This is a genomic window from Streptacidiphilus cavernicola (assembly GCF_042510955.1).
GTDB lineage: Bacteria > Actinomycetota > Actinomycetes > Streptomycetales > Streptomycetaceae > Streptacidiphilus > Streptacidiphilus cavernicola.
Map to the genome: position 1 here is coordinate 80707 of NZ_JBHFAB010000018.1, position 22680 is coordinate 103386.

The 22680-nt window shown below is 71.2% G+C and carries 20 protein-coding genes; 5 read left to right on the forward strand and 15 right to left on the reverse strand.

The window, feature by feature from the left end:
- Nucleotides 1-127: 127 nt before the first annotated feature.
- The 14 genes from ACEZDE_RS22955 to ACEZDE_RS23020 all read right to left on the reverse strand — a co-directional run bounded on the left by ACEZDE_RS22955 (nt 128) and on the right by ACEZDE_RS23020 (nt 16142).
- On the reverse strand, nt 128-1300 hold the full coding sequence (locus ACEZDE_RS22955; protein ID WP_380538808.1) for an alpha-hydroxy-acid oxidizing protein: 1173 nt from the start codon (nt 1298-1300) through the stop codon (nt 128-130).
- A gap of 127 nt (nt 1301-1427) precedes the next feature.
- Nucleotides 1428-2288 (reverse strand): DUF4232 domain-containing protein, encoded by an 861-nt coding sequence (locus ACEZDE_RS22960; protein ID WP_380538810.1) that lies wholly within the window; start codon nt 2286-2288, stop codon nt 1428-1430.
- On the reverse strand, nt 2272-2763 hold the full coding sequence (locus ACEZDE_RS22965) for an RNA polymerase sigma factor (RefSeq protein WP_380538968.1): 492 nt from the start codon (nt 2761-2763) through the stop codon (nt 2272-2274). Before ACEZDE_RS22965 ends, ACEZDE_RS22960 begins: the two co-directional genes overlap by 17 nt.
- Nucleotides 2764-2781: 18 nt before the next feature.
- Nucleotides 2782-3408 carry a class F sortase gene (locus tag ACEZDE_RS22970; RefSeq protein ID WP_380538971.1) on the reverse strand — a complete coding sequence of 209 codons (627 nt, stop codon included), beginning with the start codon at nt 3406-3408 and terminating at the stop codon, nt 2782-2784.
- 135 nt (nt 3409-3543) lie between these two features.
- Nucleotides 3544-4302 (reverse strand): DUF4232 domain-containing protein, encoded by a 759-nt coding sequence (locus tag ACEZDE_RS22975; RefSeq protein WP_380538812.1) that lies wholly within the window; start codon nt 4300-4302, stop codon nt 3544-3546.
- 275 nt (nt 4303-4577) lie between these two features.
- On the reverse strand, nt 4578-6302 hold the full coding sequence (locus ACEZDE_RS22980; RefSeq protein ID WP_380538814.1) for an ATP-binding protein: 1725 nt from the start codon (nt 6300-6302) through the stop codon (nt 4578-4580).
- 5 nt (nt 6303-6307) lie between these two features.
- Complete coding sequence (locus ACEZDE_RS22985; protein ID WP_380538816.1) at nt 6308-7255, reverse strand: HD domain-containing protein; 948 nt, start codon at nt 7253-7255, stop codon at nt 6308-6310.
- 40 nt (nt 7256-7295) lie between these two features.
- On the reverse strand, nt 7296-7775 hold the full coding sequence (locus ACEZDE_RS22990) for a hypothetical protein (RefSeq protein ID WP_380538818.1): 480 nt from the start codon (nt 7773-7775) through the stop codon (nt 7296-7298).
- Between the two features lie 132 nt (nt 7776-7907).
- Nucleotides 7908-9461 carry an NCS1 family nucleobase:cation symporter-1 gene (locus tag ACEZDE_RS22995; protein ID WP_380538820.1) on the reverse strand — a complete coding sequence of 518 codons (1554 nt, stop codon included), beginning with the start codon at nt 9459-9461 and terminating at the stop codon, nt 7908-7910.
- A 14-nt stretch (nt 9462-9475) separates the two neighbouring features.
- Nucleotides 9476-10489: a TIGR03842 family LLM class F420-dependent oxidoreductase gene (locus ACEZDE_RS23000; protein ID WP_380538822.1), complete on the reverse strand. Its 1014-nt coding sequence runs from the start codon at nt 10487-10489 to the stop codon at nt 9476-9478.
- 32 nt (nt 10490-10521) lie between these two features.
- Nucleotides 10522-11940 (reverse strand): dihydropyrimidinase, encoded by a 1419-nt coding sequence (gene hydA / locus ACEZDE_RS23005; RefSeq protein ID WP_380538824.1) that lies wholly within the window; start codon nt 11938-11940, stop codon nt 10522-10524.
- Nucleotides 11937-13349: an aspartate aminotransferase family protein gene (locus ACEZDE_RS23010; RefSeq protein WP_380538826.1), complete on the reverse strand. Its 1413-nt coding sequence runs from the start codon at nt 13347-13349 to the stop codon at nt 11937-11939. Before ACEZDE_RS23010 ends, hydA begins: the two co-directional genes overlap by 4 nt.
- Nucleotides 13350-13397: 48 nt before the next feature.
- Nucleotides 13398-14267, reverse strand: coding sequence for a nitrilase-related carbon-nitrogen hydrolase (locus ACEZDE_RS23015; protein ID WP_380538828.1), 870 nt, complete (start codon nt 14265-14267; stop codon nt 13398-13400).
- A gap of 291 nt (nt 14268-14558) precedes the next feature.
- Nucleotides 14559-16142 (reverse strand): hypothetical protein, encoded by a 1584-nt coding sequence (locus tag ACEZDE_RS23020; RefSeq protein WP_380538830.1) that lies wholly within the window; start codon nt 16140-16142, stop codon nt 14559-14561.
- A gap of 199 nt (nt 16143-16341) precedes the next feature.
- Here ACEZDE_RS23020 and ACEZDE_RS23025 point away from each other — a divergent pair, with 199 nt between their 5' ends.
- The 3 genes from ACEZDE_RS23025 to ACEZDE_RS23035 all read left to right on the forward strand — a co-directional run bounded on the left by ACEZDE_RS23025 (nt 16342) and on the right by ACEZDE_RS23035 (nt 20285).
- The gene (locus ACEZDE_RS23025) at nt 16342-16671 is read left to right on the forward strand and encodes a hypothetical protein (protein WP_380538832.1); all 330 of its coding nucleotides are present in this window, start codon (nt 16342-16344) and stop codon (nt 16669-16671) included.
- Nucleotides 16672-16784: 113 nt separating this feature from the next.
- Nucleotides 16785-19481 carry an alpha/beta fold hydrolase gene (locus ACEZDE_RS23030; protein ID WP_380538834.1) on the forward strand — a complete coding sequence of 899 codons (2697 nt, stop codon included), beginning with the start codon at nt 16785-16787 and terminating at the stop codon, nt 19479-19481.
- A gap of 21 nt (nt 19482-19502) precedes the next feature.
- Nucleotides 19503-20285 (forward strand): class I SAM-dependent methyltransferase, encoded by a 783-nt coding sequence (locus ACEZDE_RS23035; RefSeq protein WP_380538836.1) that lies wholly within the window; start codon nt 19503-19505, stop codon nt 20283-20285.
- On the opposite strand, the gene ACEZDE_RS23040 is transcribed toward ACEZDE_RS23035, so the two are convergent.
- On the reverse strand, nt 20263-20895 hold the full coding sequence (locus ACEZDE_RS23040; RefSeq protein WP_380538839.1) for a TetR/AcrR family transcriptional regulator: 633 nt from the start codon (nt 20893-20895) through the stop codon (nt 20263-20265). The genes ACEZDE_RS23035 and ACEZDE_RS23040 overlap by 23 nt on opposite strands.
- 70 nt (nt 20896-20965) lie before the next feature.
- Here ACEZDE_RS23040 and ACEZDE_RS23045 point away from each other — a divergent pair, with 70 nt between their 5' ends.
- Both ACEZDE_RS23045 and ACEZDE_RS23050 read left to right on the forward strand, forming a co-directional pair.
- Nucleotides 20966-21781, forward strand: coding sequence for an acetoacetate decarboxylase family protein (locus ACEZDE_RS23045; RefSeq protein WP_380538841.1), 816 nt, complete (start codon nt 20966-20968; stop codon nt 21779-21781).
- Nucleotides 21781-22671: an SDR family NAD(P)-dependent oxidoreductase gene (locus ACEZDE_RS23050; RefSeq protein WP_380538843.1), complete on the forward strand. Its 891-nt coding sequence runs from the start codon at nt 21781-21783 to the stop codon at nt 22669-22671. The genes ACEZDE_RS23045 and ACEZDE_RS23050 overlap by 1 nt, the downstream gene beginning before the upstream one ends.
- Nucleotides 22672-22680: the final 9 nt, after the last annotated feature.

Here is a 22680-nt window from a genome sequence, read left to right on the forward strand (position 1 = left end):
CATTCCATCACATCACAGATCTCATTCCGGTTTCCAGTCCGAGAACGCCCAGCTCAGTTCGCACCGGGAGTGGTGACAGCAGACCGGTGTTGACCCCTGATCAGCCCGGTGATTTCGTACCCGCAGCTCAGCGGCCCGGCCTCGGCAGCAGGGCCTGCGGGGTGAGGTCGGCGAGGCGGGGGTAGCCGTCCACGGCCATGATCAGATCCGCCTCGGCCAGCAGCGAACGCAGCACGTGGACGACGCCGTCGACCCCGCCCAGCGCCAGCCCGTACGCGTACGGACGGCCCACGCCGACCGCGGTGGCGCCGAGAGCCAGAGCCTTCACCACATCTGCACCGCTGCGCACCCCGGAGTCGAACAGCACCGGCAGCCCGTCCGCCGCCTCGACCACGCCGGGCAGCGCGTCCAGGGCGGCCAGGCCGCCGTTCGCCTGCCGGCCGCCGTGGTTGGAGCAGTAGACGCCGTCGACGCCCGCGTCCCTGGCCCGGCGCACGTCCTCCGGGTGGCAGAGGCCCTTGAGCAGCAGCGGAAGCTCCGTCAGCGAGCGCAGCCAGGGCAGGTCTTCCCAGGTCAGCGGGTTCCCGAAGATCCCGGCCCAGTGCATGGCGGTGGCCCTGGGGTCGTCCTCGGGGGCGTGCGGCAGCCGGGCCCGGAACACCGGGTCCGAGGTGTAGTTGGCCAGCGCGTGGCCGCGCAGCTGCGGGAAGCTGCCGCTGCCGAGGTCGCGCGGACGCCAGCCGGTGATCCAGGTGTCCAGGGTGACCACGATGCCCTTGAACCCGGCCGCCTCGGCCCGGTGCACCAGGCTCTCGGCGAGGTCGCGGTCGGTGGGGGTGTAGAGCTGGAAGAAGCCGGGGGTGTCGCCGAACTCGGCGGCCACGTCCTCCATCGGGTCGTTGGAGAGGGTCGAGGCGACCATCGGGACGCCGGTGCGGGCCGCGGCCCTGGCGGTGGCCAGGTCGCCGTGGCCGTCCTGGGCGCAGAGCCCGATCACACCGATCGGGGACAGGAACAGCGGGCTCGGCAGCGTCATCCCGAACAGGTCGACGGTCAGGTCGCGTGCGGTGGCGCCGACCATCATCCTCGGGTATAGCCCCCAGCGTTCGAACGCGCTGACGTTGGCGCGCTGGGTGAACTCGTCCCCGGCCCCGCCCGCCACATAGGACGCCACCGAGGGCGGCAGCACCGCCAGCGCCTTCGCCTCCCACTCGGCGAAGGCCATCGGCCACTGCGGCTGGACCCCGAAGAGGGCGTTGAAGTAGATCTCGAGCTGGTAGTCGCCGAACTGCTGGGTCATCCCGCGCGCCTTCCCTCTGCAGCCGGTCCCGGCCCGGCCGCGGGCCACGATCGTCCCACCGGCTCCCCGGCGGCGCGCGCCCGGCCCCCTTGCGGCGGCGCGGGCCCGGCCCTTCCGGCGCGCCGGTTCAGGACGGCGGGTTGCCGGTGCTGCCCGCGGTGAAGGGGGTGACGCTGAACAGGTTGTCGCAGTTGGTGACCTTGCCGCTGAAGACGATCGAGGCGGTGTTGCCGGGCGGGTAGATCCGCAGTTGGACCGACGTGGGCAGGCACTCGGTGCTGCTGTTGGTCTGCCGGTTGGCGGTGTGCACGGTGTCGCTCGCCGACTCCCCCGGGCGCAGCACCACCGGGGTGTGCGCGAGCGCCTGCTCGGTCGCCGGGGCGCCGATCTGCTTGCCCGCGGCGTCCAGCAGGGACAGCCCGGGGAAGCCGGTGACATGGCAGGTGGTGCCGCTGTGGTTGGTCAGCAGCAGGTAGCGGTACACATTGCCCGCCCCCGCGTCGCCGCCGCCGAGCGAGGCGGTCAGCTGCGAGGTCGCGCACATCGGCGTGGCCGTGGCGGTGGCGCTGGTCCCGGTGCTCCGGCCGGCGCCGGGCACGCCCGGGTCGGGACGGCCGGTCGGGCTGACCGGGGCACTGCCGGTGTTCGCGCTCGGCGTGGGCTGCGGCCCGACCGGCGAGGGGGAGGCGCCCGGGGCGGTCCCGCTGGGCGCGGGGGCGAGCAGGCCGCTGCTGGCGGGCGGGGTGACCACCACGGTGGAGCCGGTCGGGGTGAAGGTCCCGGCCAGGTAGAGCGAACCCGCCACCAGCACCGCCGCGAGGCCGCCGCCGACCGCGGCCTTGGCCCGGCGCCGCCGCTTCGCCGTACGGTAGATCCGTTCGAACGAACCGGCCGGGGCGGGCAGGAACTCCACCGTCGGCCGCAGCAGCGCGTCCAGTGGGTCGGGACGGCCGCCGTCCCGCTCCTCGTCGTCAGATGGTCCGGTCATGGTGTCCTCCGAGCTTGGCGCGGAGCAGTTCCCGGGCGGTGTGGAGGTCCGACTTGACCGTCCCCTCGTTCCGGGCCAGCAGCGCGGAGACCTCCCGGACCGGCAGGTCGGCGTAGTAGTGCAGCAGGACGGGGGTGCGCAGCCGCTCCGGCAGCGACTGCACCAGCAGGCGCACGGAGGGGTCCCCGGTCCCGTCCAACTGCTGCTTCACCAGTTCCTCCGTGGTGACGCGCCGGTAGGCACGCCGCTCGCGCTCCAGTTTCTGCCAGTGGTCACGCACCAGGTTGGCGGCGGTGACGAAGAGGAAGCCGTGCGGCTCCTCGACCTTGCTCCAGCGTGCCCACAGCCGGGCGAACGCCTCCGAGGCGATCTCGTGCGCGGTCCCGTCATCGTCGACAAGCTTGCGGCACCAGCCCGCGAGGCGCGGGTAGAAGGCCGCGAACAGTTCGGATGCCGCGCTTTCCTGAGACCGGATGTCCGTTCTCCTTACCTGTTACCTGACCATGGAGGCATAGACGACCACGTTGTCGGTGTACCCGCTGCCATTGCCGGCACGGACGCCTCCGCAGGTGATGAGACGCAGCGCGGGGTGGTCCACGTTCCCGTAGACGGACGCCGTCGGGAACTGCGCCTTGGGAACCGTCTGTACCGAGTCCACCGAGAACACGGCCGAGACGCCGTCCTTGAGCAGCACCGTGATCCGGTCGCCCGGCTTCATCCGGGACAGGTGCAGGAACACTCCGTCGCCGAACTGGCCGACCGTGACATGGCCGAGCAGCACCGAAGGGCCGACCTGGCCAGGGGTCGGCGATCCGTCGTACCAGCCGGCCGGGGCGTGCGCCTCGATCGGCGGCACCCCGACCGTGCCGTCGGCGGCCAGGCCGAGTTGCATCACCGGCGTGTCGACCCCGATCGCCGGGATCTCCAGCCGCACCGGCACCGACCGGGCCAGCGGGGCCGGTGCGCTGCTCCCGGCGCCGCTGGGCGCGGTGCCGCTGGGAGCGGTGCCGCTGGACGCGGGCGTGCTCGCGCTGATGCCGACCGGCGGCGCGGCCGGGTCGGTCGGAGTGGAGGTCACGGCGCAGCCGGCCAGCTGCGCCGCTGTGAACAGCGCGACCATCAGCGCGGCGACCGCGGCCCCGGCCCGCCGCGGGCGGTGCTGGTCGGGGGTCCCGGCCCCGGCCCCGGCGCCGGCCTGCTGGGCGTCGGAGCCGGGACCGGGACGGCCCGGTGTGTCGGTCGGTCCGGTCAACGGTCAGCCCCGCGTCCGGGCCGAGGACCGGCTCCGGTTCCTGGACCACAGCACCAGCCCGCCGAGACCGCCGACCAGCAGCACGCCGCCCACGGTCGCGCCGACGACGTCACCGGAGTCGGAGCCGGACCGCGCGGTGAGCGCCAGCCCGGTGTCCGGCGCGCCGCTCGGCACGGTGGAGACCTGCGAGCCGGTCGGCGCGCTGCTCGGCGCACTGGTCGGCTTGCTGGGGGCGGTGTTGGACGGGTTGCCGCCGGTCCCGGCCGTGAACGGGGTGACGCTGAACAGCTTGTCGCAGTTGGTGACCTTCCCGGCGAAGACGATCGAGGCCTTGTTCCCGGGCGGGTAGATCCGCAGGTCGGTCGAGGTCGGCAGGCACTCGGTGCTGCTGTTGGTCTGCCGGTTGGCGGTGTGGATGGTGTCGCTCGCCGACTTGCCGGGGGCCAGCACCACCGGGGCGTAGCCGATGTGCTGCTCGGTCGCCGGGGCGCCGATCTGCTTGCCGTGGGCGTCCAGCATGGACAGCCCGGGGAAGCCGGTGACATGGCAGGTGGTGTGGCTGTGGTTGGTCAGCACCAGGTAGCGGTACAGGTTGCCCGCCCCGGCGTCGCCGCCGCCGAGCGACGGGGTGAGCTGGGAGGTCGCGCACATCGGGGTGGACGCCGCGCTGAGCGGGGCCGCGGCGACGGCCGCGGCCGGGGCGAAGCCGACGGCTGCCGCCGCACAGGCCAGAGCGCCGACGGTTCGAATGCTGCTGCGCATGCTGCCTTCTCTCTCGCTGAGGCCGCCGGGACCCCGAAGGGTTCACCGCGCAGGCCGCGTTTCACATCGTGCGGAGAGACGACGCAGCCCGCCCCCAGGTTGTAAAGAAAAGGCAAACCCTGCACCGGGGGCCGGTACAGGGTGGTCAGCAAGCCTGGTGCGGGCGGCCGGCGGGACCGCGCCCAACGCCGATGGACACGACCGGCCCCCGCACTCCTGAACGCTAGTACACCCCCGGTCGGTTCGGTGTAAGGAGAGCCCGGCGCAAGGAGCGACTACGGCCTGCGCAGCAGGTACCCGAACACCGGCCCCAGCGACGCGTCCTCCAGGTACATGAAGTCGCTCCACTGACGCTGTGCCACCGGAGCGAGCAGGTCGCCCACATCGCAGGACCAGGCCCGGCAGATCTCGCGGAGCAGCAGCCCGTGCAGGTTCCCCGACATGCGCCACCAGACCTTCTCCCAGGCCAGTCCGGGCTGGTCACGGGAGAACTCATACGCGGGGTCACGGTTGTACGAGTCGGGGAACATCCCCAGGAAGATGTCGGCGTTGCTGTAGAAGAAGATGCTCACCCAGTCGTCCGGAAGGCGCACCTGGGTCCCGGACAGATAGTGGATCACCTGGGGCGGCCGGGTGTTCCACGACAGCGGCATCCCCATGGCCAGGAAGATCTCACTCCGCTGTGCGGCCCAGGACCCCATGCGACCGGGGCGGAGCACTCCCTCGGAGGTCATCCCGCAGCCGAAGTCCGCCCCGAGCCGACCCAGCACCCGCTGGAACGTGTAGGCCAGCTCAAGCTGGACGGAGTCGCTGAAGTCACCGGTCTCCCGCAGTCGCCGCTCCTGGTCGGAGAACCACCGGCTGACGACGGCCCGATCGGCCACCAGGTCCACCTGGTCGCGGGAGGCACGATTGGGCAGCCCTTCGAGGTAGCCGGCGAACGCGATGGACTCGTCCCCGAGGAATCCGTTGACCGGGACGATTCCCATGTACCCCAACTGGTTCCAGTACAGGAGGTCGGGGCCGAGCGCGGCCAACCCGATCCGCCGACCGGAATCGTCGAACAGTTCGGTGGCCCGCTGGACGAACGCCTCACGCAACTGGACCCGCTGCTTCTCCAGGCCGAACCTCCAACTGCCGGTCAGCGGCGGATACAGCCGATCGAACACCTGATCCGCAGTCCCGGTTTCCAGCGAGAACGGAGGAAGGACGTCAGGGACGCCCCCTCTGGGCTCCCAGCTACGCACGGGTACCGTGCTCTCCAGCGCAAGCCGCTCGATCAACTGGCCAAGGCGGTCGTCCTCGGTTCTGCGGAGGATGCCCTCGGCGGTGAACGGGCTGTGCTTGAGCACGACCCGGACCAGGGTTCCCGGGGCCACCCGCGCGGGCGCCTGCACAGCGGTGAGCAGCGGGCGCCGGTCCAGGCCGTCGAATCCCAGACGGCGTGCGTCCGCTTGGGCCCCGTCGTAGCGCCTGGTGACCAGTTCCACCTGGTCGCCCAGCATGAACACCGAGAAGAACCCGATCCCGAAGCGGCCGCGTGGCTTGAACCCTCCTCCGGCCAGGCCGGGGAAGCTCTTGCGGACCCGGTTGGAGCTCCAGCCGCTCCGTCCGAAGTCGAGCAGGCTGTGGACCAGGAGGTCCTCGTCCATGCCGACGCCGTTGTCACCGACTTCGAGAACCCACTCCCCGTCGACTTCGGAGAGGCGCACCTCGACCCGCCCGTCGGTGAAGTCCGGATCCACCACCGTCCTTGCCATGACCGCGTCCTGGGCGTTCTGGATCAGTTCACGGACCGCGACCTCGGGCTCCCGTCCGTAGAGTTGCTCACCGCCGAGCACCCCGACCAGGGCCGGTACGTCCGAGATCTGCAGGGCAGCGTCGACCGGCCGCCAGCCGAGCACCGGGAAGAGTTCCGCGAACCGCTCCGGTGAGTCCACCCCGGCCACGGCACGCGCCGCGAGCCGCCTGCGGCCGAGATCGTGCAGCAGTGCGTCCACCCGCTTCAACTCCCGGTCGACACCGCGCAGATAGTCCAGGGCAAGCCACCAGGCCGGGGCGGCGGCCTGGTCGAACGGACGCAGGGAGGTAAAGTCACCCGGTCGCCCGACAGGTGCGGACGGCTGGCGTGCTCCTGGAACCTCCAGTGGTGGTACGACTCACCGCCGGGCGCACGGAGGGCGAACAGGAACGTGGGGGCGCGACGGCTGTCGATCTGGACCGCATCGGCCAGGCGCAGGATGCAGGCGAGCTTGAGCGGTTCGATGATCCAGTCCGCGGGCTGCCACGGCAGCGAGCCCCTGGTCTGCTTGAACCGCTCCGCCAGCGAGTCGACGTCCCACCAGTGACTGGCCGCCAGCTGGCCGATCAGCGGGCCGTAGGACTCCCGCAGTTGGGTGTCCTGGATCAGGTACAGCTGGTTTCCCGCACTGCTGGTCCACGGCTGGTCGACCAGTCGCGCGGCCTGCGCGGCGTGGGTCTCGCGGATCGCCTGCACCGTGCACAGCTCGACCACCTCGGCCGGAGGGGCGTCGATCTGCTCCGCCTCGGGCCAGCAGCCCTTGCTCCGGTAGTAGGCGACCGACACCAGGTCGCGCCAGCGCTCGGCGCCGATGGCGTCGGGAATGCCCGACCCGTAGGCCGCCGCCCCCATCGCGGCGTCGTGCAGCACGAACGAGCAGCCGAGCACGTAGGCTTCCGCGGCGGTGAGCCGGTTGTCCTCGCCGCAGACCAGGCTCGCGGTCTCCCAGAGCGCGTCCACATGGGTGATGTCGTGCACGGTGAACTCCGGGGTGCTGCGCGCGGCCTCACCCAGCAGGTGGACGGCGTTCTCCCGCAGCGAGAGGTAGGACGCCCGCAGCCGTTCCCGCTCGGATCGGTAGCCGTCGTTCCGTGACGTGGCCTCAAGGGTGTTCCGCCACAGGTCCGTGCTGGTGAAGTGGTGCTGATTCAACGAAGCGGCGCCTTTCGTCCCTCCCGGCGGCCCCGGGATCTCAGGTCATGGCAGGCAGCAGGAAAAGCTCGGCGAGCAGCCACATAGCGGCCATGGACACCAGGATGAACAGCAGGGCGTAGGTCTCGTACCAGCGAAAGACGTTCCTGGACCGCGGTCGGGCCCGGAATCCGGGGCGGACCGCCTCGTCCATCAGGTCGCACTCCTCGTTGCGGTAGTCGAGCCAGGCGAAGGCGCCCACCACGACCAGCGTGGAGGTGAAGGCGGCGACCACGGTCGTCAGCACCAGCAAGCCGATCACCCCGCCCCTGGCCGTCCCTGCGGCGACCCCCCACTGCCGGTAGCCCACGAAAAGCGCGAGGGCCGCGCCCACCAGGGTCGTCGCCAGCGTCTGGAAGATCGCCAGGAACCGGTAGAGGTTCTCGTTGACGGTGTGGATCTGCTGGAGGATGTACCGGTAGCGCTCCAGCGCGAATTCGGACTGGGTTGTATGCGCGGGCCCAGGACCCGGTGATGTCATCACGCCCCCCCGACGGTCGATGGGGATCAACTGTACCGGGGCGAGCAGGAGTTGTACGTACTCTTGGCAGTGTCCGGACACGGCGCTGCCGCCCCGACGGCGAGGCGGGGCGGCAGCGGTTCTGGGGCCGGGTCAGTCCTGTGGGGCCCGGCGGCGGTGCAGGTTGAGGGCGGCGTAGAGGAGGAAGGAGGAGGCCAGGCCGACCGCCCAGCCGTAGTCGGCCAGCGGCTTGAGGAACGGGATCAGGCCGCCGGTCGGGAACGGGCCCTGCTTCACGCCCTGGGCGTCCAGCGTGGAGTAGGAGCCGCCGATGGCGAGCAGCCCGCCAACCGCGAAGGCCAGCACCGCACTGAGGTTCCAGCCGCCGGTGTACCAGTAGCGTCCGCCGGGCCGGTACAGCTCGTCGAGGTGCAGCTCGGTGCGGCGGATGAACCAGTAGTCGGCGATCAGGATGCCGGCCACCGTCCCCAGCAGCCCGCCGACGAAGCCGAGCCAGGTGAAGATGTAGACGTGCGGGTTGGCGACCAGCTTCCACGGCATGATCACCACCCCGACCACCCCGGTGATCAACGCCCCGGTGCGGAAGCTGATCAGACGCGGCATCAGGTTCGACAGATCGTACGCGGGCGAGACCACATTGGCGGCGATGTTCACCGAAAGGGTCGCGATCATCACGATCAGCAGCGCGAACAGCGCGCCCACCACGTTGCTCATCTTCGCGGCCAGCGCGATCGGGTCCCAGACCGGCTCACCGTAGACGGCCTGCGAGCCCGAGGTGACCAGCACCGACAGCACCGCGAACAGGGTCATGGTGGTGGGCAGTCCCATGGCCTGGCCCCGTAGTTGGGCCCGCTGGCTGCCGCCGAAGCGGGTGAAGTCGGAGATGTTCAGCGACAGCGTGGACCAGAAGCCGATCATGCCCATCAGCGCCGGGAAGAAGACCTTCCAGAAGCCGCTCCCCCAGCCCAGCGCCGAGGGCTGGTCCAGCAGCGGGCCGAAGCCGCCGGCCTTGGCGGCCATGAACCCGAGCAGCGCCAGCGCGCCCGCGATCACCAGCGGCGCGGCCCAGTTCTCGAACTTCCGCAGGGTCTCCATGCCGCGGGTGATCACCGCGACCTCGATCAGCCAGAACACGAAGAACGCCAGCCACTGCGTCCACGCCGTCCCGGCAATGGTGCTCGCGTTCTGCCAGCCGCTGCCGAAGAGCTTCCCGGCGAGCAGGAAGATGCCCTCGCCGCCGATCCAGGTCTGCACCCCGAACCAGGCACAGGCCACCGCGGCCCGCACCAGCGCGGGCAGGTTGGCGCCGCGCAGCCCGAAGGACGCCCGCGCGAACACCGGGAACGGGATGCCGTACTTGGTCCCGGCGTGCCCGGTCAGCAGCATCGGGACCAGCACCACGACGTTCGCCACCGCGATCGTCAGCACCGCCTGCTTCCAGTCCATCCCCAGCGCCACCAGGCCGGAGGCCAGCGTCCAGGAGGGGATGCAGTGGGCCATGCCGACCCACAGCGCCAGGTAGTTGTAGGTGCTCCAGGTGCGGCGGTCCATCGGGACCGGCCGCAGGTCGGCGTTGGCGAAGCGCGGGTCGTCCACCACGGCCGAGTCGGCGAGGGCGACCCGCCCGTCCGGGTGGACCAGTTGGGCGGTCGGGGATTCGTGTATCGGGGGTCTGCCGGAGGACATGGGCCACCTCGGGGTCAGCTGAAACCGGGGATGATGTCGGTGCCGTAGGCGTCGATGGTGTGCTCGACCGCGTCGTGCATGGCGTAGACGGCGAACTGGTCCACGCCCAGCGCCCGGAGCTGTTCCAGCTTCTCGCGATGCGCGGAGGCCGGGCCGAGCAGGCAGAAGCGGTCGACGATCTCGTCGGGGACGAACGCGGTGTCCGGGTTCCCGGCCCGTCCGTGGTGGCTGTAGTCGTAGCCCTGCCGGGCCTTGATGTAGTCGGTCAGCGCGTCGGGCACCAGGCCCGAGTGCTCGCCGTAGCGTCCGACCAGGTCGGCGACGTGGTTGCCGACCATCCCGCCGAACCAGCGGCACTGCTCCCTGGCGTGGGCCAGGCCCTCCGCGCTGCCGTCGGTGACGTAGGCGGGCGCGGCGACGCAGATGGTGAGGGAGTCCGGATCCCGCCCGGCCTGCTCGGCCGCGCCGCGGACCGCCTTGACCATCCACTCGGTGAGGAACGGATCAGCCAACTGCAGGATGAAGCCGTCTGCCTGACGTCCGGTCAGTTCCAGCGCCTTCGGACCGTAGGCGCCCATCCAGACCGGCAGCCTGCTGCCGTCCTCGACCCAGGGCAGCCGCATCGCGGTGCCGTCGACCTCGGCCTCGCGGCCCTCGGCCAGCTCCTTGATGGCGTGCATGGCCTCGCTGAGCCGGGCCAGGGTGGCGGGCTTGCGTCCGGCGACCCGCATCGCCGAGTCGCCGCGGCCGATGCCGCAGACGGTGCGGTTGCCGAACATGTCGTTGAGGGTGGCGAAGAGGGAGGCGGTGACCTCCCAGGTGCGGGTGGACGGGTTGGTGACCATCGGACCGACCGTCAGCCGCTCGGTCTCGGCCAGGATCCGGCTGTAGACCACGAACGGCTCCTGCCACAGCACGACCGAGTCGAAGGTCCAGCCGTGGGTGAATCCGGCGCCCTCGGCGCGCTTCATCCGGTCGATCAGCAACCGGGCCGGCGGATCCGTCTGCAGCACCAGTCCGAAGTCCATCGGTCGCTCCTCTCCTTGAAGTTGACGGGAAGTCAGATCAGGTACTGGCTGGTGCCGCGGGGCAGGAAGGCGCCGTGCCCGGCCCGGCCCAGGTACTCCCCCTCGTGCACCACCGCGCTGCCGCGGGAGAGCACGGTGCGGGCCCGCCCGGTGATCCGCTTCCCCTCGTACGCCGAGTAGTCGACGTTCATGTGGTGGGTGGCGGCGGACATGGTGTACTCCTGGTGCGGGTCGAAGATCACCACGTCGGCGTCCGCGCCCGGGGCGATGGTGCCCTTGCGCGGGTAGAGGCCGAACATCCGGGCCGGGGTGGCGCAGGCCAGCTCGATCCAGCGGCGACGGCCGATGTGGCCGTCCACCACGGCCTGGTGCAGCAGGTCCATCCGGTTCTCCACCCCGGGCATCCCGTTCGGGATCTTGGAGAAGTCGCCCCGGCCCAGCTCCTTCTGCCCGCTGAAGCAGAACGGGCAGTGGTCGGTGGAGACCACCGACAGGTCGTTGGTGCGCAGCCCGCGCCACAGCGCAGCCTGGTGCTCACGCGGGCGCAACGGGGTGCTGCAGACGTACTTGGCGCCCTCGAAGCCGTCGGCACCCGGCTCGGCCAGGTTGTCGGTGGAGAGGAAGAGGTACTGCGGACAGGTCTCGCCGAAGACGTTGAGGCCCAGGTCGCGGGCGGCGCTGATCTCGGCGACGGCCTGCTCGGCGGAGACGTGCACCACGTACAGCGGCGCTCCCCCGGCGACCCGGGCCAGCTGGATCGCCCGGTGGGTGGCCTCGGCCTCCAGCAGTTCGCGGCGGACCTCGCCGTGGTAGCGCGGGTCGGTGTGCCCGGCCGCGAGCGCCTGCTCGACCAGGACGTCGATGGCGATGCCGTTCTCGGCGTGCATCATCACCAGGCCGCCGTTGCCGGCCGCGCGCTGCATGGCGCGCAGGATGCGGCCGTCGTCGCTGTAGAAGACGCCGGGGTAGGCCATGAACAGCTTGAAGGAGGTGACCCCCTCCTCGATCAGCAGGTCCATCTCCTTGAGGCTGGACTCGGTGACGTCCGACATGATCATGTGCAGGCCGTAGTCGATGGCGCAGTTGCCCTCGGCCTTGGCGTGCCAGGCGTCCAGCCCGTCCCGCAGGCTGCCGCCGACCGACTGGATCGCGAAGTCGACGATGGTGGTGGTGCCGCCCCAGGCGGCGGCCCGGGTGCCGGTCTCGAAGGTGTCCGCGGCGAAGGTGCCGCCGAACGGCATCTCCATGTGGGTGTGCGCGTCCACGCCGCCGGGGATGACGTAGCGTCCGGTGGCGTCGTAGACCGTCTCGGCGGTCCAGGCCTCGGCGGCGGAGCTGCCGGTCGCGGCGAGGGCGACGATCCGCTCGCCCTCGATCAGGACGTCGGCGTGCACCTCCTCGGCGGCGGTGATCACCAGGCCGTTGCGGATGACGGTGCGGGGAAGGGTCATGCGGGATCGCGCTCCAGACTCGGGTCGTGGGGTGCCTGGCCGGTGGACGCTCCGTCAGCTCCGTCGGCAGGCGCTCCGGCAGTGGGGGCGTCGGCGGAGGCCCAGTCGGTGGAGTCGGCCTGGGCCCGGCGCAGCGCCTCGATCAGCAGCCCGGCGCCCTCGGCCGCCTCCCCCGCGGTGAGCGACAGCGGCGGCGCGATCCGCAGCACATTGCCGGACAGGCCGCCCTTGCCGATCAGCAGGCCCAGCTCACGGGCGTGCTCCAGCACGGACGTGGCAGCAGCGGGCGAGGGCTGCTCGTCCCGGCCGACCAGCTCGACGCCGATCATCAGCCCGCGTCCGCGCACCTCGCGCACCACCGGGAGCCCGGCCTCGCGCAGGGCCCCGATCAGCTCCGCGCCGACCCGGCGGGCGTTGCCCTGCAGGTCCTGGTCCAGCAGGTAGCGGAGGTTGGCGAGGGCCCCGGCGGTGGTGATCGGGCTGCCGCCGAAGGTGGAGATGGAGTTGGCGCCCAGGCAGTCCATCACCTCGGCACGGGCCACCACGCCGCCCATGGACAGGCCGTTGCCGATGCCCTTGGCGAAGGTCAGCACGTCCGGCGGCCCGGCGTCGGCGTGGGCCTGCCAGCCCCAGAAGTGGTCGCCGGTGCGGCCCCAGCCGGTCTGCACCTCGTCCGAGATCCAGAGGATGCCGTGCCGGTCCAGCACCCGCTTGAAGGTGGCGAACAGGCCGTCAGGTCCGCTGGTGAAGCCGCCGACGCCCTGGATCGGCTCGGCGATCAGCGCGGCGACGTTCCCGCCGACCTGGCCGAGCAGGTCCTCCAGGTCCGCCGCGCAGGCGGCGATGAACCCGGCGTCGGAGAGGTGTGCGAACGGGCCCCGGGTGCGGATGCCGCCGTGCACGTAGAGGGTCTGCAGGGCGGACAGGCTGGTCGGCGACCAGGCGCTGTTGCCGGTGACGCCGATGGTGCTGAACGAGCGCCCGTGGTAGCTGTTGCGCATCGCCAGCACCTGGTTGGAGCGGCGGAAGCTGGTGGCCAGCAGCAGGGCGGCGTCATTGGCCTCGGTGCCGGAGGTGGTGAAGAAGACCTTGGCGTCCGGGATGCCGGACAGCTCGGCGATCTGCTCGGCCAGCTCGACCATCGGGGTGGAGAGGTAGAGCGTGGAGTTGTGCAGGATCCGGCCGGCCTGCTCGGCGACGGCCTTGGCCACGTCCGGCTGGGCGTGGGCGGTCATGGTGGTCAGGATGCCGCCGAAGAAGTCCAGGTAGCGGTTGCCCTGCGAGTCCCAGACGTGGCGGCCCTCGCCGTGGGTCAGCTCGATCGGCTGCGCGTAGTAGGTGGCCAGCCAGGACGGGGTGACGGTCCGGTGACGGTGGATCAGCTCGGACGGGTCGGACGGGTTGCTCATGTGCGGCTCATTCCCCTCGTAGCTCCTGTCTCCGCTTACTACCCCGGCTCAGGCCTCGGTGAGCGGGCCGTAGGCGTCCGGGCGGCGGTCGCGGTAGAACGCCCACTGGTGCCTGACCTCCTCGATCAGGCCGAAGTCGAGGTCCCTGACCACCAGTTCCTCCTCCTTGTCGGAGGCGGGCTCGCCGACGAACCGGCCGCGCGGGTCCACGAAGTAGCTGGTGCCGTAGAAGTCGTTGTCGCCGTACTCCTCCACGCCGACCCGGTTGATCGCGGCGACGAAGTACTCGTTGGCGACCGCGGCGGCGGGCTGCTCCAGCTGCCAGAGGTAGGCGGACAGGCCGCGGCTGGTGGCGGAGGGGTTGTAGACGATCTGCGCCCCGGCCAGGCCGAGCGCGCGCCAGCCCTCGGGGAAGTGCCGGTCGTAGCAGATGTAGACGCCGACCCGGCCGACCGCGGTGTCGAACACCGGCCAGCCGAGGTTGCCGGGCTTGAAGTAGTACTTCTCCCAGAAGCCCTTGACCTGCGGGATGTGGTGCTTGCGGTACTTGCCGAGGTAGCTGCCGTCGGCGTCGATCACCGCGGCGGTGTTGTAGTAGACGCCGGGCTGCTCGACCTCGTACACCGGGACCACGACGACCATGCCCAGCTCGGCGGCCAGGGCCCGCATCCGGGTGACGGTGGGCCCGTCCGGGACGGCCTCGGCCCAGCGGTAGTGCTCCTCCTCCTGCACCTGGCAGAAGTAGGGGGCGTTGAAGACCTCCTGGAAGCCGATGATCTTCGCGCCCTGGGCTGCGGCCTCGCGTGCGTAGGACTCGTGCAGGTCGATCATGGAGGCGCTGTCGCCGGTCCACCGGGCCTGGACGAGGGCAGCGCGCACCACCTGGGTCGGCTCGCCGGAGTTCGCGGGTTGGGACATGACACACCCTCACCTTCTACTGACAGCAGAGAAGCGGTTCACGCGAATGTCTACGTGCGTAGAACCTAGGACCACCAGCGCCGGGCTGACAATACGTCGGCCGTAACACAGCGAAGACGTTCATGTTTCCCAGGAACGCCGCCACCGGTCCGGCCTGCACCGATCCCGGCCGGTCACCCGCTTCCGAGAATAGGCGCTGACCACCCCCGGACGGGCGCACCGCGCAGCACCCGCCGCCCAGGTGTCGGCCCGTCAGCCGGACTCCGGCCCGGGGGCTGTCCCCCGGCAGGCTCAGTGCCTCGCCGCCGGACAGCCCGCCCCTCGCGGCGGAACGACCGAGACGGCCGCCGCCGGCAGGCTGAGGGCCTGGCCCGAGGGTCCACCGCGGTCCGGGCGCCGCGGGTCCCACGCCCACAGCGGGTCACTGCCGGTACCGAAGACCAGGACCGGGTGGTCGGTCGGCAGCGGGCCGTTGAACACCGGGACGGGTTCGGCCCCGGTGGGCACCAGGCACATCATCCGGCCCTCGATCCCGAAGTAACTGGACGGCGCCCGCCCTGCCCGCGCCTGCTCCGCCGCCCGGTCGGCCGCACCGCTCGCGCCGTGGATCCCGGCCAGCAGCGCGCTTCCGACGTAGACGACGCAGATCAGCGGGCCATAGAGGAAGGCGAGACTGGCAGTGCTCGGAGCCTGGTGGAAGTACCGCAGCCATCCGGCGCCGCCGACCAGCACCATCAGCAGGGCCGCCCCGATCAGCACCGGCTTCAGCCCCGCCGCGTCCACGGCGTACGAGGCGACCGGGACCGACGAGGCGGGGATGCCGAATCCGTCCTGCAGGTACACCTCCTTGAGCAGGTTGCCCACCCAGGGCAGTACGAACGGCAGGACCCCCAGCAGGCCGCCGGCCACGAACGTGGCGTTTCGGCTGAGCCAGGTGAAGCGCACGGCCAGCCAGCAGCCGTAGGCGCAGCACCCCAGCAGCAGCAGGACGAGCGTGCGCAACAGCAGCAACCCGGCGCTGCTCCCCGGGGGGACGTCCGCGGCGAGGGTGTACCCGAGAAAGACCACGATCGCGGCGGCCGCCCCGCCGACGACGCACCTCAGCAGCGGCCTGGCGTTGGCGGTCAGCCAACTCCCCGCCGGCCAGGCCGCGGCAACGGCCACAGCTGACGGAACCGCACCCCAGGCCCCCGAAGACCGCTGCAGCACCGCCCCGCAGGCCAGGAAGAGCAGCATCCAGAGGATCACCCGGCCCGCGATCAGCGCCTTGGCCTGCCAGCGCATCCGTCCGGACGAACCCGGGCCGGCCGCGGGCCCCAGCACCACCCGGACGTCGTGCAGCACCGGGTCGAACAGCACACCGCCGAGGTGCCTGCGCTGCGCCTCGGCTCGAGCGGCGACGAGATCCGGAGGGCCGGGCAGTTGGAACCCCCGCTGCGCGTCGGCTCCCCCGAGGTCGCGCCAGAGGCCGGACAGCCAGCCCAGGCCGTGCGGGGCGGTCTGCCGCGTGTAGACCTGGTACGTCGTCGACGGGGCGCCCGGCTCGGCTCGGACCAGGGCAGAGTCGATGACCCAGAGCCCGAGGGTGGCGCGCGCCGCCAGCTGCTGCACCGCCTGCTCCGCCCTGGGCCTGGCCCCGACCCGGGCCCCGCGGACGTACATCTCCACCACCATGGACACCCGGTTGGGAACCGGGGTGACCTGGTCCTCGCTCCGGGTGGGCCGCACCGACCAGTGCTCGCCGTTGAGCAGCGTCACCGCGCGTGCGCGCTCCTCGGGCTGGTCGACCACCTGGACCAGCAGCCGCACCAGCCGGTTGTCCGGACCGGGGGGCAGCAGGGGCAGGTCGTCCGGACCCGCGAACGTGGTGGGCACAGGGCGTTCCTTTCGGAGCGGAGATCGTCGACCCGCCCCCCGGGCCTGCCCCGGCCTCGGCAGAATGGGGCGGGAACCGGGGGAGGTGGGGAGGTCATCCGGGTGAGTGAGGGCTCACTACCCCCTGCGGTTCCGGCTCGAACGTGCCGTCCGTGTCAGAGGTGTCCGATCCGCGATATCCGTCCGAGGAGACGAAACCATGCCGAACCCCACGCCGTCCCGCACCCTCCGTAGCGCGCCCCGCGCGTCCCGTATCCCCCGCCGCTCGCGCCGGGCCGCCGCCCTGACCGCCGCCGCGGCCCTCGGGACGGTCGCCCTGCTCGCCGGGGTCACCGCCTGCAAGTCCGGTGGCAGCAGCGGCTCCACGACTCCGAGCGGTGCCCAGACCGGGCCCACCGCAGTGCCCACGGGGCTGCCCAGCGGGCTGCCCTCGGGGCTGCCGTCCGACCTCCCGTCGTCCGTGAAGTCGCTGCTGCCCAGCGGCCTCCCCTCGGACGTCCCGACCGATCTGCTCCCCTCCGGCCTGTAGGCCTGAGGCTCGACCAGGCCCGGGGCTCGGCACCCGCCGGTCGGCCGCGTTCGTACCACGCCGCAACGGGAGCTTCGCGCCCGACCCCTTGCTACAGTGATTCCGGCCTCTCCTTGGAGAAGATCTTGGTAGATGTGCGACGTGTCGGGGACAGCCAGTCAACTTCAGCGGACATCGTGCTGCTCCACGGTCTGGGCGGCGACGGGCACGGAACATGGACCTACCCTTCGAAGAAGGGGGCTCCGCTTTCCTGGCCGGACTGGCTGACCGAAGACGATTCCAGGTTCGCCGTATGGTGCGTCAACTATCCGGCCTCAGCAACGCGCTGGCACGGCAAGAGCATGCCGATACGGGATCGGGCGACCAATCTCCTGGCCGCCCTGCGGGACGGGCACGATATCGGCAGGCGTCCTTTCGTCCTGGTCGGCCACAGCCTCGGCGGCCTGGTGATCAAACAGATCATCAGGCACAGCAACACCATGGGCGACCAGTACTCCGGATTCTGCGAGAACCTTGCCGGGGTCGTGTTCTTCTCGACTCCCCACACCGGATCCGGGCTCGCCTCCCTGTTGGGCTACCTGAGGACCGTACGGGCGACCCCGCTGGTACGCGAACTGGCCGACGACCACACGTACCTGCGTGAGCTGGACGACTGGTACCGCAACTACGCGACGCGCACGGAACTGGCGAATCTCAGTTTCTACGAGACCCAGGACACCAAGGGTCTGCGGGTCGTCGGTGAGTCCTCAGGAAATCCGCACCTTCCCGGTGCAACGGCCATTCCCGTGGATGCCGACCATCGCACCGTCTGCAAGTTCTCCGACCGGTCGGATCTCACCTACGTCCAGGTGAAGCGCTTTCTTGTGCAGCGGGTCGGGGAGCAGGTGGCTCCCACGGTTCCCCGTCCGAGGGAGGAACCGCCCCGGATCCCGGCCGCCGCGTCCGCACCCCCGCGAGCGGGTGGCAGCGCCTGGTCGGACCCCGACGCGGTCGCCGAGAAAGTCCTGCTGGCCCTTCTGTCGGAGCAGTTGCCGAGCGGGGGCTGGGCCAGGTCCCTGGCCCGGTGGATGACGGAATACGCGAACGCCTCGGAGATGCAGGCCCCCGACCGCCCGCCGATGCGGGTTCACGGGGGCATCGATGTCACCTGTGCCGCGCTGAACTCCCTGGTCACGGTGGGCGACGGCAGTTCGGAACGACTGCAGGCGGCCATCGGGGAGTCCCTGCGTGCCGGGGCGAACTTCTTACGCTTGCGCACGGCCAGCGGCGGTGCCGTGGGTGCCACGATTCAGACCCGCACCGCTCCCACCGAGGTACGCATCCGGCACACCGCGATCACCCTGGCCACCCTGCTGAGGTTGCAGCGCGCCTTCGGTGAGGAGAGCCCGTACCCCGAAGTCGTGCGCAGCGCCAAGTACCTGGAGAGCTCGCTGCGCCACTGGCGGCTCGACACATCGGGGACCTTCGGCATGACGGCCGGGGCCTGGGCGCTGTACGAGCTCCTGGCGCACGACAACGAGATCCTGGGCTCGCACCTCTCGGAGAAGCTGCGGAACACCCTGTCGACCACGGTCGACGAGATGGCCCAGGAGTTGGAGGGACGGGTCTCGGCGCCGTTGGCCGACACCTCGCCGCAGGCCGCCTGCGCCCGCTTCGGCGCCTACGGAAACCTGGTGGCGCTGGCACAGTCGAGTTTCCTCTTCAGCGCCCAGCAGTTGACCTCACTCCACCTCGGCCGGATGCCGCTCGGACTGGCCCAGCAGTACCTCTACGAGCAGACGGTGGCAACCTGTCAGCAGCTCGCAGTCGCCGTCCTGCAGGGGGAGCACACACGTGACGGTCTCCTGACCGTGCCGACCCCGAACGGACCTCGGCCCGACATCGGCCTGAGCATCCAGGCACTGTCGGTATTCGACGACCTCTGTGCCGCCCGTTCCTCGGACGACCGCGTGTCGACGGCCAGCGACATCGTGCGCCGCGCCCTGGACCGCGTGTTCAGCTCGACCGATGAGGTCGAACTGAAGGAGCGGCTCCGCTTCACCCACGGTGTCCAGTTCGCCGGGCTGCTACGGGATCCCACCATCGCGGAGGCCTTCAGGGTCGACCGGACCCTGCATCTGACGGCCGCCCGGACCAGCCGGAAGACGCTGAGCCAGCGCGATGTCTCCGACCAGGCTGTGCTGTGCGCGGAGCACCGCGGCCGTTCAACGGGCGCCGTCGACACTCCGCGTCACCGGGCCTGGGCAAGGGCATGGTCCAGGACCCTGGAAAACGGCCACTACGTGTCACCCGATCAGCAGTCGGAGCCCTCGGCGGCCACCGCCTGGCGCCCTCGGCAGGCCACGGTGCGGGCGGTCCTCCAGGTGCTTTCCGAGCACGCGGAGTCGGACGTCCTCTGGATCGCGGGCGAGGCCGAGGAGTCGGTCGGCCTGGTGCCTCCGTCGCGGTCCCGCCTGGTCCGGGCCGACTTTCCGGTCTGGCTGGACCCGGAGAGCTCCTCGGCCTCCCGCGGCTTCGACCTGGTCTACCTGCCGACCGCCGCATCGTCCGCCCGTCCCGGCGTGCTGATCTCGGCACTCAGACGTGCCAGGGAGTCCCTGTCCGGGGCCCGTGCCCAAGGTGTGATGTGCGTGCGTTTCGGCGATCACCGACTGGTCTCCGAGAGCAACGAGGGGATTCTGTTCACGGAGAGCAGCGCACAGTTGGAGCACATCCTCCATGACTGCCGACTCAGGCTGCTCGGCATCGACAACACCGATGAGTCCCTGGACGGAGTCGAGTCGGTCATCAGGTTCTCCGCAGGCGTCTGAATCGATTCCAGGGGGCGACGGTTGAAGGCCGACGAGTACAGGACGATGGACCGGCTCGCCGTGCGGCAGCGGGTGCATCTGCTCCACAGTGATCCGCCCGACGACGTCGAGGCGTCCACTCTTGCGTACGCCCCCGTGAGCGGGAACGCGTCAGTGCTGGACATCGGCTGTGGAACGGGCAGCTTCCTGGCCCGGCTGGCGCGTCCGCAGCGGAACGGACGGGTGCTCGGCCTCGACATCTCCGAGGCCGCTGTGGGAAGCGTCACCGATCGGGGGATCCATGCCGTGCGCGGCGACATCCACCGGCTGCCGCTCAGAGACGACGCCTTCGACTTCGTCTTCGCCCGCCATATGCTCGACCACGTACGGGCGGTACCCGACGCGCTCCGGGAGTGCCGGCGCGTCCTCAAGCCGTCGGGGACGTTCGTCGCCGTGGTGAACGACGCGGGTCAGGCTCCGCTGCTCAGCCGGCTCATCGCCAGAACGGTGCGGGCCCACGGGGTCACGGTTCCACCGGACGCCCGACCGGAGACCGACTCCGGAAATCTTCCCGGGATGATCAGGGAGGTCTTCGGGAACGTCCGGGTGAACAGCGTCCCCGGATCCCTCGTCTTTCCCGAAGCCGCCCCCCTCACCGAGTTCGCGGTGTCGCTGCTCCACTTCTACGGCGTCCCGGCCGACAGTCCGCAGTACCCCGCGGTGTGCGCCGCGCTGTCGCAGGAGATCGACCGGGGCTTCCAGCAGCCCGGGTTCGTCTGGCGTGACCGCAAGGGCTACTCGGTCAGCACGGCCACAGCGCGCTGACCAAGGCCCGGACCGAGGCTGCGAACAGGCGGTCCGGGTCGGTCGGGCGGCCGAGGGCGGCGGCCAGGGGCGGGTCCTGTTCCGCCGTCTCGGCGTCCCAGAGCTCCGGTTCGCCCGGGTGCTGCCGGGGGGCGCGTTCGCGGTTGCGCTCGACCAGGACGAAGCCGACCACCTGGACCTGCACCGCCCGCACCGCCTCCGCCGCGGCCTCGCCGCGCAGCCCGGCGGTGTGCGCCTCGTGCACCAGGGCGCGCTGGGCCGGGAGCATCATCAGCTCGGTGAGCCCGCGCTCGTGCACCAGCGCGATCAGGTGCGGGTGCGCCCTGAGCTTGCGCCGCAGCGTCAGCGCCACCGACTCGGCCCGCGCCGCCGGGGTCGCCCCGTGCGCGGTGATCTGGCCCATCTCCCGGACCGTGCGCTGCACCAGCTCGTCCAGCAGCGCCTCCCGGTTGCCGACGTGCCAGTAGATCGCGGTGACCGCCGCGCCCAGTGCGGTGGCGAGCCTGCGCATGGTCAGCGCCTGAGGGCCGTGCTCCCGCACCAGCTCCTCCGCGGCGGCCAGCACCGCCTCCCGGCTGAGCTGCTGACGGGATTGCTGACGGGTTGTCATTTCTCTTTACCCTTCGCGCAGTTCGGAGTAACAGTGTTACAGACCGAGGCGACGAGAGGGTGGTTCAGCCATGGCACGAGTACGTTACGGTCCGCGCTCCGAGGCGGACATCGAGGCGGCCAGGAGCAGCCGCGCGGTCCTGCCCGACATCTGGTCGACCGGGGTGGTCGCGGTGTGGACCACCGACGCCGACGCGGTCGCCCAGGTGCTGCCGCCGCCGCTGAAGCCGGCCGAGCAGGCGCTGGTGCGGGTGAACATCAGCCAGGTCGACCTGTTCGGCGCGCCGCTGGGCGCGGGCTCGTTCGCGGTCAGCGCGCAGCACGGCGCGCACACCGGCTGGTACCCGCTGGTGATGCCGATGAGCACCGAGCGGGCGCTGATCGGCGGACGCGAGGTGTTCGGCGAGCCGAAGAAGCTGGGCGAGGTCGCGGTCCACCGCGACGGGGACCGAGTGAGCGCCACGCTGACCCGGCACGGGATCACCTTCGTCGAGGTCAGCGGCCGGGTGACCGGTGAGCTGCCGGTGCCCGCGCCGACCGGGAAGCCGACCGAGAAGCTGGACTTCTACTTCAAGTTCCTGCCCGCCGTGGACGGCGAGGGCTTCGACCTGGACCCGGTGCTGGTGCACTGCACCCGCACCGAGCGGATCCGCCGGCTGGAGCGGATCGAGGGCGAGGTACTGCTCCGCGAGTCGCCGTTCGACCCGGTGGCGGATCTGCCGGTGCACCGGCTGCTGGAGATCACCATCGGCGAGAAGAGCTCCGACCAGCGCGGACGGGTGGCCGAACGGGTCAGCGCGCAGGCCCTGCTGCCGTATCTGCACCAGCGCTACGACGACCCGATGCAGCTGCTGGACGCGCCCGTGCCGCCGACGGGGGGCGCGTGATGGAGCTGCTCCCCGGGCAGGTCGCCGTCATCACCGGGGCGGCGAGCGGGATCGGTCTGGCGATGGCGCGGCGCTTCGCCGCCGAGGGGCTGAGGGTGGTCCTCGCCGACGTCGAGGAACCCGCGCTGGACAAGGCCGTCGCCGGGCTGCGCGAGGGCGGGGCGGAGGCGGTCGGCGTGCCCACCGACGTCTCCGAGCGGCCGAGCGTGGACGCGCTCGCCGACGCGGCGTACCGGGCCTTCGGCGCGGTGCACGTGCTGTGCAACAACGCCGGGGTCGGGTCGGGGGCCGAGGGCCGGATGTGGGAGCACGAGCCCAACGACTGGAAGTGGGCCTTCGCGGTCAACGTCTGGGGCGTGTTCCACGGCATCCAGGCGTTCGTGCCGCGGATGCTGGCGGCCGGGGAGCCCGGACACGTCGTCAACACCTCGTCCGGGGACGGCGGGATCGCCCCGCTGCCGACCGCGTCGGTGTACGCGGTGACCAAGGCGGCGGTGGTGACCATGACCGAGTCGCTCTACGCGCACCTGCGCGCCGAGGGGGCCGCGGTCGGCGCGTCCGTCCTGTTCCCCGGCCCGCACATGCTGCGCACCGGGCTGTGGGAGTCGCACCGCAACCGCCCGGACCGCTTCGCCAAGGAGCGCCCCCGGCGCACCCCGTACCGCAGCCTGGCGCAGTGGGAGGCGGCGATGGAGGCAGCCGGGCAGCAGGTCGCGTTCACCCCGGTCGAGGAGGTGGCCGGGACGGTGGTGGACGGCATCCGGGCGGACCGGTTCTGGATGCTGCCGCCGAGCGAGCACAGCGACCGGCAGATCCGGGCCAGGTCGCAGTCGATGCTGGACCGCGGCAACCCGTCCTACCTGGAGCACTTCATCCTGGAAGGTGAATGACGATGGAGC

Bases quoted from the DNA above. Each gene is read 5' to 3' on its own strand.
- ACEZDE_RS22960 (WP_380538810.1), bottom strand. From the start codon at position 2,288: ATGACCGGACCATCTGACGACGAGGAGCGGGACGGCGGCCGTCCCGAC.
- ACEZDE_RS22955 (WP_380538808.1), bottom strand. From the start codon at position 1,300: ATGACCCAGCAGTTCGGCGACTACCAGCTCGAGATCTACTTCAACGCC.
- ACEZDE_RS23050 (WP_380538843.1), top strand. From the start codon at position 21,781: ATGGAGCTGCTCCCCGGGCAGGTCGCCGTCATCACCGGGGCGGCGAGC.
- ACEZDE_RS22990 (WP_380538818.1), bottom strand. From the start codon at position 7,775: ATGACATCACCGGGTCCTGGGCCCGCGCATACAACCCAGTCCGAATTC.
- ACEZDE_RS23025 (WP_380538832.1), top strand. From the start codon at position 16,342: ATGCCGAACCCCACGCCGTCCCGCACCCTCCGTAGCGCGCCCCGCGCG.
- ACEZDE_RS23015 (WP_380538828.1), bottom strand. From the start codon at position 14,267: ATGTCCCAACCCGCGAACTCCGGCGAGCCGACCCAGGTGGTGCGCGCT.
- ACEZDE_RS22970 (WP_380538971.1), bottom strand. From the start codon at position 3,408: ATGGTCGCGCTGTTCACAGCGGCGCAGCTGGCCGGCTGCGCCGTGACC.
- ACEZDE_RS23000 (WP_380538822.1), bottom strand. From the start codon at position 10,489: ATGGACTTCGGACTGGTGCTGCAGACGGATCCGCCGGCCCGGTTGCTG.
- ACEZDE_RS22975 (WP_380538812.1), bottom strand. From the start codon at position 4,302: ATGCGCAGCAGCATTCGAACCGTCGGCGCTCTGGCCTGTGCGGCGGCA.
- ACEZDE_RS22995 (WP_380538820.1), bottom strand. From the start codon at position 9,461: ATGTCCTCCGGCAGACCCCCGATACACGAATCCCCGACCGCCCAACTG.
- ACEZDE_RS23040 (WP_380538839.1), bottom strand. From the start codon at position 20,895: ATGACAACCCGTCAGCAATCCCGTCAGCAGCTCAGCCGGGAGGCGGTG.
- hydA (WP_380538824.1), bottom strand. From the start codon at position 11,940: ATGACCCTTCCCCGCACCGTCATCCGCAACGGCCTGGTGATCACCGCC.
- ACEZDE_RS23045 (WP_380538841.1), top strand. From the start codon at position 20,966: ATGGCACGAGTACGTTACGGTCCGCGCTCCGAGGCGGACATCGAGGCG.
- ACEZDE_RS23010 (WP_380538826.1), bottom strand. From the start codon at position 13,349: ATGAGCAACCCGTCCGACCCGTCCGAGCTGATCCACCGTCACCGGACC.